This is a genomic window from Bacteroidota bacterium (assembly GCA_016706865.1).
Classification (GTDB): domain Bacteria; phylum Bacteroidota; class Bacteroidia; order Chitinophagales; family BACL12; genus UBA7236.
This window is the reverse complement of record JADJIS010000001.1, coordinates 623,626-637,187: the sequence shown is the minus strand read 5'-3', so window position 1 is coordinate 637,187 and position 13,562 is coordinate 623,626. Positions and strand designations below refer to the sequence as shown.

General features: G+C 35.0%; 11 protein-coding genes. 5 read left to right on the top strand and 6 right to left on the bottom strand.

The window, feature by feature from the left end:
* The 4 genes from IPI31_02580 to IPI31_02565 form a co-directional block, all read right to left on the bottom strand.
* Window positions 1–1,275 (bottom strand): site-specific integrase, encoded by a 1,275-nt coding sequence (locus IPI31_02580; protein MBK7566689.1) that lies wholly within the window; start codon window positions 1,273–1,275, stop codon window positions 1–3.
* A gap of 372 nt (window positions 1,276–1,647) precedes the next feature.
* Window positions 1,648–2,469 (bottom strand): T9SS type A sorting domain-containing protein, encoded by an 822-nt coding sequence (locus IPI31_02575; protein MBK7566688.1) that lies wholly within the window; start codon window positions 2,467–2,469, stop codon window positions 1,648–1,650.
* Between the two features lie 89 nt (window positions 2,470–2,558).
* Window positions 2,559–3,611 carry a hypothetical protein gene (locus IPI31_02570; GenBank protein MBK7566687.1) on the bottom strand — a complete coding sequence of 351 codons (1,053 nt, stop codon included), beginning with the start codon at window positions 3,609–3,611 and terminating at the stop codon, window positions 2,559–2,561.
* 288 nt (window positions 3,612–3,899) lie between these two features.
* Window positions 3,900–4,811 carry a T9SS type A sorting domain-containing protein gene (locus tag IPI31_02565; protein ID MBK7566686.1) on the bottom strand — a complete coding sequence of 304 codons (912 nt, stop codon included), beginning with the start codon at window positions 4,809–4,811 and terminating at the stop codon, window positions 3,900–3,902.
* 259 nt (window positions 4,812–5,070) lie between these two features.
* Here IPI31_02565 and IPI31_02560 point away from each other — a divergent pair, with 259 nt between their 5' ends.
* The 3 genes from IPI31_02560 (at window position 5,071) to IPI31_02550 (ending at window position 8,905) form a co-directional block, all read left to right on the top strand.
* Window positions 5,071–6,075: a ligase-associated DNA damage response exonuclease gene (locus tag IPI31_02560; GenBank protein ID MBK7566685.1), complete on the top strand. Its 1,005-nt coding sequence runs from the start codon at window positions 5,071–5,073 to the stop codon at window positions 6,073–6,075.
* Window positions 6,072–7,652 carry an ATP-dependent DNA ligase gene (locus IPI31_02555; GenBank protein MBK7566684.1) on the top strand — a complete coding sequence of 527 codons (1,581 nt, stop codon included), beginning with the start codon at window positions 6,072–6,074 and terminating at the stop codon, window positions 7,650–7,652. Before IPI31_02560 ends, IPI31_02555 begins: the two co-directional genes overlap by 4 nt.
* A 68-nt stretch (window positions 7,653–7,720) precedes the next feature.
* Entirely contained in the window at window positions 7,721–8,905 is a 1,185-nt protein-coding gene (locus IPI31_02550; GenBank protein ID MBK7566683.1) for a T9SS type A sorting domain-containing protein, read from the top strand.
* Between the two features lie 71 nt (window positions 8,906–8,976).
* On the opposite strand, the gene IPI31_02545 is transcribed toward IPI31_02550, so the two are convergent.
* Window positions 8,977–10,146 (bottom strand): hypothetical protein, encoded by a 1,170-nt coding sequence (locus IPI31_02545; protein MBK7566682.1) that lies wholly within the window; start codon window positions 10,144–10,146, stop codon window positions 8,977–8,979.
* A gap of 190 nt (window positions 10,147–10,336) precedes the next feature.
* Complete coding sequence (locus IPI31_02540) at window positions 10,337–11,455, bottom strand: hypothetical protein (GenBank protein ID MBK7566681.1); 1,119 nt, start codon at window positions 11,453–11,455, stop codon at window positions 10,337–10,339.
* A gap of 197 nt (window positions 11,456–11,652) precedes the next feature.
* Between IPI31_02540 and IPI31_02535 the strand changes: the two genes are divergently transcribed.
* Window positions 11,653–12,687, top strand: coding sequence for a COX15/CtaA family protein (locus tag IPI31_02535; protein ID MBK7566680.1), 1,035 nt, complete (start codon window positions 11,653–11,655; stop codon window positions 12,685–12,687).
* A 26-nt stretch (window positions 12,688–12,713) separates the two neighbouring features.
* On the top strand, window positions 12,714–13,562 hold the full coding sequence (locus IPI31_02530; protein ID MBK7566679.1) for a cyanophycinase: 849 nt from the start codon (window positions 12,714–12,716) through the stop codon (window positions 13,560–13,562).

Sequence of the window (13,562 nt, the reverse complement as noted above, 5' to 3'; positions counted from 1 at the left end):
TCAATAGTTTACAATGTTTAATACTTGTTGTGAATACTCCTTTTCCATAATTTCATGTAATCTCTCAGCGGATTCCTGTTTACTCGTTTTTATATATCTTAAAAATGTGCGTTCCGACTTATGCCCTGTGATTTGCATTAAGGTTTTTGTTTGAATTTTACCATAATAGTTTGTAGCAAATGACCGCCTACAGGTGTGTGATGAAATACACTCACAAAGAGGAAGTGACAAATTGTTTGACAAACGTCCCGTTTCTGTAAGACCTGCAATTTTTGCCGCCTCCTTAATAAATTGATTAAATTTTTGGTTAGAAATAGATGGTGGTAAACTATTAGTTGTAACTCCTATGTATTTCAAAAATATCTGTTTAACGATGGCATGGCATGGAATTATGACCTCTTCGTCAGTTTTTTGGGTTTTTACTTTCAGAAATTGTTTACCCTTAACCATAATTAAGTTTTCGGGTTTTATATTTGAATAGTCGGAAAACCTCAATCCCACATAGCATCCAAATACAAACAAATCTCTTACACGTTCTAATCGTTTATTATTACTTAAATCATAATTATAAAATGATAGAATTTCCTTTTCTGTCAAATATACTGCGTCGGTATCCACTCGTAGAACTGAAAATGCCTCCTTTTTAAAATCTGTATTGTCTGTAAGTTTCATATCTATTGCAGTATTCATAAAGACTTTAATAACCTGAATGTTTTTGCCTATGGTATTGTCGCCTTTGCCTTCTTTCCTGAGATATGATGTAAACTTATGGTAGAAGTTAATTGTGATGGATTCAAAGTTTATAGGATATTTAAACTTTTTCTCAAATGCCATTAAATGTGAAAGGGTTGTTTTATAGGTTTTAATTGTCGCCGACGCCTTGTTTTTGCCTTTGACAGTAATCTCATTTTTAATAAACCTATCTATCAAATCGTAAATACTCTCTTTTTTCAATTCCACCACTTCAACTGGTCGGACAAACTCTAAGATTTTATTTTTTATAACTTTTGGACTTGGCGTCCCTTTTTCTAACTCTTCCTTGTATATTTTCCAAACAAAGTCTTCCAGTTCTTTTAGATAACCATTTAAAGAAACTCTTCCATCTTTAGTAGTCAATTCTGTTTCCTTTGCCCTCTGTTTGTATGGATTCCATTTTTTAGGTTGGATTGCCTCTCCAATGCAAATCCTAATTCTATTCGCCTTAAATTGATATACTAACTCTATTGGTGACTCCGTCGCCGCCGTTTTCCTGAGGTAAAAATTTAATGTAGCCATATTTGTTAAATTGAGCATTGCAAAAATACAAATATTTTGTCATGTGGCAGTCCATGTGGCAGTTTTTTTTATACACACTTAAATTTTAAGGTTAACTTAGATATAGCATTTATAGACATATGGTGAGATTTTAAACGGGATAAGTTAAATTAGATAAACTAAATTATAGTAGGTGATAGTGCGCCCCACACCACCCCAAAGCAGAAAAAACCTGGCAGAAAACTGCCAGGTTTTTTCGCTTTGGGGTGCCCCGTAGCGAGCGAGGCACGAGCTCTGCTTCGGGGCTAAATCTCTAGGCCCAGTGCGATGCACCGGGCTTTTTCACTTTAGGGTGCCCCGTAGCGAACGACGAACAAGGTCTGCTTCGAGAATTTACTCCGTCACCATAAATTTTTTGGCAATCCTATTATTTCCAATCTGCATCTTAAAAAAATAAACCCCCGGAATAAGATCAATTTGAATGTATGAATTCTCTTCAGATAATTCTCTCGAAAGTATCTGTTGCCCTTCAATATTAAAAATATTTATTTCTCCCATGGATGATATTCCTGAAATATTAAGAATACTGTTATTGTATAATATTTCAATTTGACCTGCATTAATTTCTGATAAACTAGTAAGTCCTGATAATTCAACGCCATTAGATGGTTGCGATAATTCATTGTCTTGTCCTAACGGCGAAGACATACTGAGAATGAAAGCATAATAAAGTTGCCACTCAACAATCGGAAAATCATTTACATCTTTAAAACCTTCGGGAAAGTTAATGGTAAATACACCGTTGGCATCGGTTGTAAATGACCGGTATTTATCTGCTGTAATCAATTCTGCCATACCCTTATCGAAATAACCGATCATATATTCCGGCACTATCATTATTCGATATTCATCTACTGTTTCTGTATGATCAGTTACTTCAAATTGTAATTGCAGATCTGTGCTGTTCGCGTTGTTTCCTATGTCGCTTAATAGCAGGTCTGAAGCGAGAGTTGTTGCTCCATCAAGTGTAATATATGGCGTGAAATTTAATAGCGGTGAATTACCCAATTCATTATTCATCGAAACTATGGCGGCCCTGTATTCGGCTCCCGTTTCTATCAATTCGCCATTAGCATCTATATGTTCCGGCGGCAGTATGTATTCTATCGTTGAACCTGTTGGTGTAAAGGATATATAATTTTCTGCAGGAACCAATAACGCATCGCTAATACTAAAACTTAAGGATGGGCTTTTCAGAAAAATTATGCGGTATTCTGAAATTAAATTTTCCGTTTCGGATGGAGTTATTTTAACCTTGATATCGTTTGAAGAAAAGTATCACCTACATCACTGATGGTAAGTGGACCCGGTGGATCCAAATAACTATCGAGGTAAACGGAGGGACAAGCTTCAGACAAAACATTACCAAGATCATTTATAGTAAGAATAAAAAGTTTATAAGTAATGTGATTGGTAATAAGATCACCATCAGTATCGTGGCTGTCATCATTTAAATTGCCATCATAAAAAAATGATCCTGCAGGAAGAATACTTAAATATTGATCGGAAGGTACTGTGAGTGCTTCTGCTAATGTAAATGTTGCAGCAACTGACTCCTTTACACAAATTACCCGGTATTCATTAACAGATGTTTCATCGAATGAATTATGGAATTTAAAAAATATATCCGACCCGGTAGTTTCATCTCCAGCATCGGATACTTCTTCCCAATCAATTTCAGGTCCATAAAAATATTCGGTTACAATTGCATTATCGGGTTCTTCGGCATATGCATAATCATGTATTCTGAGATGATAATTACCCACCAGACTTACACGCATCCAGCCGTAATGTGTTTCACCACCAATCATCAATTTAAATCCAATAAATTTTGATATAAATTCATCGGTACCAACCAGACCAAAACCGCAATCCTCGAAATCATGCCAGAAGATAGTTTGATTTCCAGCTTCAAAGGTATCATTGATTTCAATTGTATCATCAGCCTCGTGAATTTCTGCAACAGGCAAATAGATTGGATCGCCAAAACACGCTGAATATTCCGTGGTGAGTTCCGTTTCTATCATATTTGAATTTAATCCCCGAATCTCCCCTGATATATACCAATCGCAATAAAAGCAACCGGAACTGTAAACCAATTCCACTTCAAAATCATTAATTCCATCACCATCCACATCAAAATATTCATTATCTGATCCCTCGTCAAATTCTACATCGACAGCTATATCCGGATCAACATCAACATATATTACTTGTCCCAACATAGGGGTTCCTGATGCAAGAATACAGGCTGCTATCGATGAGTATTGTTTTAGGCTTTTTTTATAATCTTTCATACATCTGCTTATTCAATATAAAATTATATTCTAAAGCGATGTGTTTGTACCTGTTTTGTGTGAAATGGCCGATTCTTTGTGTGAACTATGGGTTTTACTTAGCTAATAAAAATGGAGAGACGGATTTTTTGTAATTGGACTCCAGTAAATGGGATTTGCTTGATCTAAATTATCATTAGTCTCTTTCTGATATAAATTGAGTTTTCAAGTGAGAAGTTAGGACTGAAATTCTCAGACTGAAAAGAAAATCTCCAAGATTGATTTTATTTTCTCAGCAAATATTACAATTCAAATTGAAATTTCTTTTCTAAATATACCTGATTCACTACGTAACTCCACTATATAAATTCCACTAGAATAATTATTTAATGGAATTACGTCAAAATTCGATAAATTGGATATGTTAAGAATCTCTTTTCCAAGTAAATCAAAAATTGATAATTTAGTTTCAGTTGATTCATTTAAATGAATATAAAGTTGTCTATTAAAACTATAAACAGTTGCGTTGAGAGAATTTAAAAAATTATTAATTCCAACGCTCAAGGTATCACCGGCTACAATAGGTTTATCAGATTCTGTTTCATAGGCATAACCCTTTAAAATCAGAGTTCTACCGGAGTCTTTAACATCACAACGTATCCAGCCATAGTGCGTGTTTAAATCTTCATCCTGAAATCTGACTCCTAAATAGTGATCAATTACCTCTGGGAACCAATAGCCTCCATATTGATATAGTTCTCCTGCCAAATCTAATTCAGTTTTAAATGCCAATAATTGTTGATAATCCGGTAGGAAAGTAAGTAATTCGTCTATAACATTTCCAGAGTTTAAAGCAAATGGCAATTCTCTCACCAATGCACTAAAGGTGGTACCATAATCCACTGAATTTGCAGCAAAACTATTATCAAATAATGCTGTTCCAATAATCCTCTCAAAATTATTAAATGGTATATAATAAATAGAGCCAGATGTCCAATATCCTCCTATTTCAAAAGATCTATTCAAAAATTCAAAATCATTAAATGAATCATTATTCAAATCAAGAATGTATCCATCATTGTCATTAGCTAATACTACATCCGGTTCAATATCAGTATACACAACTTCAGATAAACCTATCGATGGCTTCATAACTAATACGGCAATTGCAAATTTTGAATACGCAGATAATCTTTTCCGATTATTTATTATTTTATCCATTTTCGTTTTTTGCTTCGATTCATTATAATTTGACAAAAGACATAATTAATTTAGATTTAACCGCGAATAAGTTGAGTATTTATTTTCTACTAGGATTAGTTTAAGTAAAGATAGGATTTTATAAGATATTTCCCCTCCCAACACAACCTTTTCCCTCTCCCTCCGTTAAATATCCATATTTACTAAAACAGTATAAATATATGTATATACATATATTATTTAATTATAACAATTTAAACCTTTGAAACAACTATTCGAAATGACCGATAATGGGATTTATATACCTGAAGCAAAGGTATATATCGATCCGTGGAAGCCTGTGGAGCGTTGTGTTATAACACATGGACACAGCGATCATGCAAGGTTTGGAAGTAAGAGTTACTTGTGCCATCATTTTACCAAACCGATATTAAAATATCGTCTTGCTCCTGATATAAATTGTGAAAGTGTGGAATATGGTGAAAAGGTGATGATAAATGGTGTGCAATTCTCTCTACATCCCGCTGCACATATTCCGGGATCGGCGCAGATTCGGATTGAAAAAAATGGACAGGTATTAGTTGTGAGTGGAGATTATAAAACAGAAAATGACGGATTAAGCGGCAAATTTGAATTGGTGAAATGCCATACGTTCATTTCTGAATCCACCTTCGGACTTCCCATATTTAAATGGAAACCGCAAACAGAAATTTTTGATGAAATAAATTCCTGGTGGAAAAATAATATCAGTCAAAATAAAACATCGGTACTCATCGGATATGCCTTGGGTAAAGCACAGCGAATTCTGAAAAATGTAGATAAAAATATTGGCAGGATATTTTTACATGGTGCAGTGTATAATATTAATGAAGCACTTAGAGCAGCAGGATTGCCATTGGATCATTTTGATTTGGTGACTCCGGAAATTCCGAATTCAGCATATAAAAATGCGTTGATTGTGGCTCCATCTAGTGCTTTGGGTACACCTTGGATGAATAAATTTTCACCTTATTCTGTTGGCTACTGTAGCGGATGGATGCAGGTGAGAGGAAATAAACGGCGTGAAGCTATTGATAGAGGATTTGTTATGAGTGATCATGCGGATTGGGAACAACTGAATGAAGTGATAAGTGGCACCGGTGCAGAAAGTGTTTTTATAACGCATGGTTACACCGCAACTTTTGTAAAATGGCTTCGCGAGAAAGGAATTGATGCGCATGAATTGGAAACATATTTTACGGGTGAAACAACAAATGCTGATGCTGATCTAATTGCTGAACAATGAAATTATTTGCAGAATTATTTTCAAATCTGAGTCAGACAAACAAAACGAATGATAGAATTGTCATTTTAAAAGATTATTTCCATAATGCATCAGATCAGGATAAGTTATGGGCAATTTATTTATTGAGCGGAAGAAAAATAAAGCGTCAGGTTAATCATACCCAATTAAGAACCTGGGCAATGGAAGCAACCGGTTTACCTCAATGGTTATTTGAGGAGTGTTATCATTCCGTAGGTGATCTTTCTGAAACCATCGCATTATTATTGCCCCAACCAACGGATACTTCCAATAATAGTTTAAGTGAGTGGATAGAAAAAATTCAACAAATAAGTAAACAACCGGAACAAGATCGAAAAGAGTTTCTTTTAGCTGCCTGGCGCTCCTTTGATACAGCAGAGAAATTCGCATTTAATAAATTAATTACGGGTGCATTTCGCATCGGAGTTTCGGAAAAGATGGTAATTAATGCTCTAAGCGAATTAACAGGAATTTCAAGCAATATTTTATCTCATCGCATGGCAGGTAATTGGAATCCTGCTGATCTTACCTATCAAAATTTAATTTTTGAGGACAGAATTCATACTGACATTTCGCAACCCTATCCCTTTTTTCTGGCATATCCAATTGAAGGAGAAGTTGCTTCACTTGGTGAACCAAAAGATCTTCAGGCAGAATGGAAATGGGATGGAATCCGGGGACAACTCATCATAAGAAAAAATGAAATGTTTCTCTGGAGTCGAGGGGAAGATCTGGTGACTGAAAAATTTCCGGAATTGCAGATATTAAAAGATCATTTGCCGGATGGAATTGTTTTGGATGGAGAAATTATTTGTTATGAAAATGGTCATCCCATGCCATTTGCTGTTTTGCAAACACGTATCGGAAGAAAAAATATAACCGCGAAAATATTAAAGGAAGCTCCTGTGGCATTTATTGTTTATGATATTCTGGAATATAATAATGAAGATATAAGAGAAAAACCATTATCAGAAAGAAGGAAAATAATAAACGATTTAAATGTTGTTTTCCCTATGGTAATATCCCCCGAAATAACTTTTAAAAACTGGGAAGAATTAACGAAAATCAGAACTCAAAGTCGCGAACATTTTTCGGAAGGTATCATGTTAAAACGGAAAAATTCTCCTTATCAGGTCGGAAGAAAAAAAGGAAATTGGTGGAAATGGAAAGTGGATCCATATTCAACGGATGCAGTGTTAATTTATGCGCAAAAAGGAAGTGGAAGAAGAGCTGACTTATATACGGATTATACATTTGCTGTTTGGGATACTTCAGGCGCTGAAAAAAAACTGGTAATATTTGCCAAAGCATATTCCGGTTTAACAGATAAGGAAATTCGCGAGGTGGATAATTTTGTAAAAAGAAATACATTAGAAAAATTTGGTCCGGTGCGCACAGTTACACCGCAATTGGTATTTGAGATCGGATTTGAGGGAATTGCATTATCCGGTCGCCACAAGAGTGGAGTTGCAGTGCGTTTTCCACGTATATTGAGATGGAGAAAAGACAAAAATGTGGAGGATGCTAACTCTTTGGAGGATCTTAAGGCTTTATTATAATATTTAATAAAATTGAATGAATAAGTAATTTATTTAATAACTTTATATTTCAACACTAAAACCGAAATATGAAAACACTTAAACCTGGATTTAAATTAGCCTCTTATTCAACAGCTGCAATAGCTTCTCTAATAACGGTCAACTCACAGGCACAAATTGTATATCACGATATCGACCCTGATATGGAGATCGATCCTGAAGATATTTGTATACCGGAACCACCCGGATATGACTTTTCTCCGGGCAATGATTTTAGTTGCGGTGAAACTTTTACGGAGTTTTTTGATATTAATTCTGACGCAGTAATAGATTTTAAAATAAAGCTAGATCATGATTATTGGTCCTTATGGCCTTCACAATATCATGAGAACTCAGCTTCCCTTTTTCTGTATAATTTAAATAAGGTAGGGGGCGATAACAATGATGTATACAAATATGCAATGGGTGATGCGATAGACCTTGGCGTTAATTGGATAGCAGGACATCCGGTGCTTGGATTTTATAATTATGAAATAAACGAGCCTGGAGATCAGCCATTAATAGATTCAAAATATGCATTTTCCGCTTTCCGTTTGCAGGTTGGGGCAGCTAAACATTTTGCATGGATCAGATTGAGTGTCGATCCTTTAACCGATCGGGTGATCGTGCATGATTATGCTTATAATGCAACTCCGGGAGCAACTATTCTTGCCGGTGAAACAGGAGATTGTTATCCGCCATCTATTTCGGAAGTAGTAAATATTACGCCCGCAAGTGCAAAATTACAATGGGCGCCGGTTTTTAATGCGACCAAGTATCAATTGTATTATCGCAAAACCGGAGTGGCAGCCTGGACGAAACTTCAATTCGGTCCCGCAACTATTCAGAAAACAATTACCGGATTATTATGTGATAGTGAATATGAATGGAAAATGAGAACAAAATGTGGCGCAGAATTATCAGATTTTTCTGCAATTCATACCTTTAATACCGCTTCATGCAGAATTGAAGAAATGGCAAGTGATGAAGAGCCAATTTTAATTTATCCAAATCCTGCCTCGCATAATATAATTATTGAATTACAACAATTTTCCACAATGGAAAATGAGGATATTCAAATTGATATTTTTGATGTTACCGGCATAAAAATGGATTCTTATGTTACAACAGATTTGAGTGTTATCTTGAATATTTCAGCTTATCCGAAGGGAAATTATATTGTTAAAGTAAATTCTGCAACATTAAATAGTGTTGGAAAATTTATTGTGCAATAATTGTAATTTGTAATTGCCGGGTTATATTTTTTTTTAGAGTTTGTTCCGTTCTCAATAGCTGAGTATGGAGTTCAATTATCTAATTCGTATTCTTCTAAACAATAATCAGAACTAAAGTTTTCTAATCCACTCTCGGAATATACTTCATCCAGCATTTCAAAGGCTTCGTCGCAAGTTAGATCCGGGACAAAATCTGATCCAATTAATAATTCATATTCCAAAGCGTCTTTATAGTATTTTTCATTTTTAAGTGATAGCAATTCTGATTCAGAGGGATATTGGTTGGCATACACTTCATATGCATGTGTTACCGAAACAATGTCATTCCGACCATAATACATTAAAAAAGTTCCATAAAAATTCATAGCCGGTGCGGATGGTTCTTCATAATTATCTACTTCCGGTTCGAAATCAGAATTTTCTTTTTGTTCATATTGCTCCAGTGAAATACCCGTCATGCTTGAAAAATTATTCCATTGAACATGCGAAACTTCTGTTTCCTGTGCATTATGTGTTATAATTCCGGCTTCTACTATATTATCAAATGCAATAAGTTGGTCGGTAATTTCATAGTTGAATAAAAAAGAACTATTGATTCGAAGAAATAAATAATTTCCATTTCGATAAATACTATAATCTACGGAACCGTATTTTTCCACTGAAGGATGTGTTACGAAATTACAATCAGAATTTTCCACATCATGAAAGGAGGTATATATTTTTGTAGAAGTATTATATTCTCCAAACCAAAATACACTCGTTTTTTTATTACCCATTAATAAAATATATCTGTCAAAATCTTCCCCGCTAACCCGTGCTCTCAGATACAGCCCATTAAAAGAATTTTCATTTTCCACCACTGGTTTTGTGTTGATAAAAATCTGCCAGATTTTTCCATAACTAAAAGTACGGTCAATGGGTGTGCTGAATAATCCGTTTGATTTTTGTTTAATATATAAATGTCCAACATCGTTCAACCACGAATATTCAACTTTTTCAGGTTCTGTATTTTTTAAGGAGGATGAAAAATAGCTGGCATCGGGATTATAAATATCCAACATTTGAAAAGCACGGATTTCACCGGTTAAATCCATCATGAATTCCTCATCTTCGGTAGCATAAGCTGTTGCTATTTCCTTTATGGTTTGCTGTGGTTGTATGCCTGCACACACCAAACTCTGCGAAAAAACATATGGAAATAAACCTATCGATAAAGAGGCGAAAACGACTAATGATCTCATCGGAATTTTTTTGAGGGCGAAAATAATAAATTAAATTTGATTACAGGAGATTTCGCCTGAACAATATATAGATATACAGATTAACAAATCAATATAAATAGTTATAGTATTTTGTAATAAAATTGTCAAGAAGGAATTATACTTTGTAATTTCTTCCGGACGATTTTATTATTTGTAATAATGAATTACATCACAAATACTTAAACCATACAAACTTCGGTCTGTATATCCTTGCATCCTCAAACAGATCGAAAAAATTAAATGAATTTTCGTTGTAGGATAATAATAATGAACCATCGGCTAATACAAATTGAGGATGGACGAACGCGTTATAAGTAAACAGATCTCCTCCTGTTTCAGGTGTTACATATACTGTTTGGCGAGCCTTCCACGGGCCTTTTGGAGAGGTGGATTCCCATGTATAAATTGTAGGACCTAAAAATCCTTCCTGGGTTACTAATCTATATTTGCCTGCGTGATAAAAAACGGCGTATTGCGCAGAAACATCAAGAGATAATCCGCTTTGTTTTTCTAATCTTCCAACATTGGATGCCGGTTCTGTTGTGGTCCAGCTGGTTCCGTTCCAGAATTCTTTTGTTCCATAAATATTGCCCGCAGGAATTCTTGCAACGTGCGCATATTTTGTAAATGCAGTTTCTTCCGCTCCATAAACATAAATGTAACTTCCATCCTCCATCAAACTTGCGCCCCAAATAATATTTTCATCTTCAAATGCGGGAGTTCTGCTAATTTCTGTAAGATCAGGCAAACTAAATGCTACGAGATCGGTACGCACATAATGAAAATCAAAAATACCTCCACCGGTCTTGATATAATATTCCATATATACATAAAGTGTTTCGCCAATAACAGTTCCATCACCCGGCCAGTACCATTCGTTTACCGGATCCGGAGTTGCTACAAAAGCTTCGGGATCATCAATTGTGTTTGTTACCAAAGTTGTTAGACTTGTTCCGGTTTGCACAACAAAAGTATTTCTGACCAAATCACTTCCCGGCCTTGAATAATCTGCATAAACAGTATCTAAAAAGGAATCGCCAAATAACCATACTGTTCTGCCATCAGGTAATGGAATCGAATAGGTTGCATCAGCACCTGTCCAGCCATTGCCATAGGTGTTGAACATAGTATTAAATTTCGGGGCTTTTTTGGAAAAAATTCCTCCGGCAGCATATTGCGGGTCGGATTCTCCGGTTATTTCCTGACCGAATGGCTCTTCCTTAGAGCAAGAGATCAGCGAAAAAATTACTGTGAAAAGCAACGTAGAGTAGAGTGTTAGATTTTTCATAAAAATTAAGTTTATAAATACTTCGCCGGAATTTTATTGGTTAACAGCGCCGTTTATAGAACAAATATAGGATGCAAATGGAACTATTATATTCAAACTTAAGAATTTATATCGCTTGGGATTATAAAAAGGAATGCTTTTACTATTAAAGGCTAAAGTTTTGTTTCTCTGACCTAATTTTGCTTAAATTTGAAAGTATGAAGGCAGTTCGTATCTGGTTGTGGACAGGAGTGGTGATGGTTTTGATACAGGTGATGATCGGTGGGATCACCCGTTTAACTGAGTCGGGGTTATCCATCACAGAATGGGATGTTGTGATGGGTAGTATGCCTCCCGGAAATGATGCAGAATGGGAAAAAGAATTCCAATTATATCAATCCTCTGCACAATATGCAAAAATTAACAGCGATTTCAGTGTCGAACAATTTAAAAAAATTTATTGGTGGGAATTTATTCATAGAAACTGGGCAAGATTAATTAGCATCGTATTTTTATTTCCATTTATTTATTTTCTACTTAAAAAGAAATTTAATGCAGCCTGGATAAGAAAATTAGCAGTTGTTTTTTTATTGGGCGGACTACAGGGATTTGTTGGTTGGATTATGGTTGCAAGTGGATTGGAGGGTGATCCCTGGGTGGATCCTTCTAAACTTACCATACATTTGTTACTTGCGTTGATCGTATTTATGTATCTGATCTGGCTCGCTTTGTCGTATAGGGAAACACCGGTTATATCAGATCATCCATCCGCTAACAGTTCAATTAAATGGATTATTATTTTAATACTTATACAAATTAGTTTGGGCGGATTAATGGCCGGTACCGATGCCGGAAGATTATATAATACCTATCCGCTTATGAATGGAAGAGTAATTCCCGAGGGTGCATTCCATGATATTTTTACTGCGGATAAATTGGTTGCGCTGAGCACAGAGATAAACTTTTTGCATCGCAGTTTTGCAATAATTGTTGCATTGGCAATTATTGGTTTTTGGTTTCAAAACAGAAAATACACTTCAACGCGCTTGCATAAATTGAATAGCGCATTTATTTTGGTATTATGCTTGCAATTTTTATTAGGCGTATTTACTTTGTTGGGAAGTTCTGAAAATATTCCGGTATTTTTAGGTGTTTCGCATCAGGTGGTGGCTTGTTTATTATTGGGGTTATCCGTAACAATTCTGTTTTATTCAAAACATAGAGATGGAGTTGTGATCGTAAAAAAAATATAAATTTATTTAGTTTAAATATTAAAGTGATGGCATTTAAAAAATACGTTCTGATTATCATTTTAGTAGTTTGTGTAGTATCCGTTTTCTCTCAGTCGTCAAAACATCCTAAAGGCAGTTTATTCATTATTGGCGGTGGCGACAGAACAGAAGCATTAATGAAAGCAATGATGGAAACTGCACAACTCGCTCCAAATGATTATGTTGCGGTGCTGCCTATGTCGGGGGAAGAACCGGATACTTCTTATTATTATTTTAAGTGGGATATCGAATTATATTGCAAGAATACCATTGCCAATTTAAATTTCACTAAAGAAACGGCGAATGATAAAAAATTACTGGATTCACTTTTAGGTGCTAAATTAATTTTTATAACAGGTGGTGATCAGAACAGGTTTATGGAAATTGTATTGGGTACACCAATTTATGATGTAATTCATAAGGCATATCAAAATGGATCGGTAATTTCCGGAACAAGTGCAGGAGCTGCGGTGATGAGTAAATATATGATTACCGGAAATCAATTATTGGATACCACATATTATTCTACTTTTTATTCTATTGTAGATAATAATATTGAATTTAAAGAAGGTTTAGGATTAGCGGAAAATATTATTGTTGATCAACATTTTGTTGCAAGAAGCAGATATAACAGATTGTTTTCCGCAATGAGTGAATATCCTGGAATATTATGCGTAGGAATTGATGAGGCTACTGCTTTGGTTATACATGGCAAAAGTGCAAGTGTTGCCGGAGAAAGCCAGGTAGTTTATATGAAAAACAGAGGCAATATATCAAGGGATAAAAATAATTATCTGCGCTTTGAAAATGTGAGGATAAAAATATTTGTGCCCGGGGATAGATTTAAAATAAAATAG

Bases quoted from the DNA above. Each gene is read 5' to 3' on its own strand.
- IPI31_02580 (MBK7566689.1), bottom strand. From the start codon at position 1,275: ATGGCTACATTAAATTTTTACCTCAGGAAAACGGCGGCGACGGAGTCA.
- IPI31_02570 (MBK7566687.1), bottom strand. From the start codon at position 3,611: ATGAAAGATTATAAAAAAAGCCTAAAACAATACTCATCGATAGCAGCC.
- IPI31_02565 (MBK7566686.1), bottom strand. From the start codon at position 4,811: ATGGATAAAATAATAAATAATCGGAAAAGATTATCTGCGTATTCAAAA.
- IPI31_02560 (MBK7566685.1), top strand. From the start codon at position 5,071: ATGACCGATAATGGGATTTATATACCTGAAGCAAAGGTATATATCGAT.
- IPI31_02555 (MBK7566684.1), top strand. From the start codon at position 6,072: ATGAAATTATTTGCAGAATTATTTTCAAATCTGAGTCAGACAAACAAA.
- IPI31_02550 (MBK7566683.1), top strand. From the start codon at position 7,721: ATGAAAACACTTAAACCTGGATTTAAATTAGCCTCTTATTCAACAGCT.
- IPI31_02545 (MBK7566682.1), bottom strand. From the start codon at position 10,146: ATGAGATCATTAGTCGTTTTCGCCTCTTTATCGATAGGTTTATTTCCA.
- IPI31_02540 (MBK7566681.1), bottom strand. From the start codon at position 11,455: ATGAAAAATCTAACACTCTACTCTACGTTGCTTTTCACAGTAATTTTT.
- IPI31_02535 (MBK7566680.1), top strand. From the start codon at position 11,653: ATGAAGGCAGTTCGTATCTGGTTGTGGACAGGAGTGGTGATGGTTTTG.
- IPI31_02530 (MBK7566679.1), top strand. From the start codon at position 12,714: ATGGCATTTAAAAAATACGTTCTGATTATCATTTTAGTAGTTTGTGTA.